At 66.2% G+C, this 929-nt stretch carries 1 protein-coding gene; it reads right to left on the bottom strand.

Annotated features, from left to right (window positions below):
- A partial coding sequence (tal, locus tag AC5RUM_RS21450; protein ID WP_494036846.1) for a transaldolase occupies positions 1 to 929 on the bottom strand: 929 nt, incomplete at both ends.

Below are 929 nucleotides of genomic sequence, written 5' to 3'. Positions count from 1 at the left end.
GTGCCGGTGACGGTGTCGCCGGTGACCACGCCGTGGTCGAAGGTGGCGTCCAGGGTCTTTTCCGGCATGGTGTTCACGACGCCGGGGGCAACGAGTTCGGTGACGTAGAGGGTGTCCGGGTAGGCCGGGTCCTTCACACCGGTGGAGGCCCACAGCGGGCGCTGCGGCAGGGCGCCGGCTTCGGCGAGTACGGCCCAGCGCTCGGTGGAGAACTGCTCTTCGTAGACCTGGTAGGCCAGGCGGGCGTTGGCCAGGCCGGCCTTGCCCTTGAGTGCCTTGGCTTCGTCGGTGCCGATGGCGTTGAGGCGCTTGTCGATTTCCGTATCCACGCGGGAGACGAAGAACGAGGCGACCGAGTGGATCTTGGAGAGGTCGTGGCCGTTGTCCTTGGCCTGCTCCAGGCCCGACTGGAAGGCGTTGATGACGGCGCGGTAGCGCTCCAGGGAGAAGATCAGGGTCACGTTGACGCTGATGCCCTCGGCCAGGGTGGCCGTGATGGCTTCCAGGCCCTCGAGGGTCGCCGGGATCTTGATGAGGACGTTGTCCTTGTTGACCTTCTTGTAGAGGTGCTTGGCCTCGGCGATCGTTCCGGCGGTGTCCCAGGCAAGGCGGGGGTCAACTTCGATGGACACGCGGCCGTCAACACCGTTGGTTGCCGCGGCGACCGGTGCGAACAGGTCGCAGGCGTCGGCGACGTCCGTCGTCGTGATCTCGAAGATGGTGTCCTCGATGGACGCGCCCGCCGCGGCTTCCCTGGCGATGACGGCGTCGTAGTCGTGCCCGGTGGTGATGGCGGCGTGGAAGATCGACGGGTTCGTGGTGACGCCCACGACGTTCTTCTCTTCGATCAGCTTCTGCAGGGTGCCGGTCTTCAGGCGGCCCCGGGAGAGGTCATCGAGCCAGATGGAAACACCGGCGTCGGAAAGCTG

It is taken from the genome of Arthrobacter sp. B2060 (genome assembly GCF_059090445.1).
This window is presented reverse-complemented; position numbering and strand designations above follow the sequence as displayed.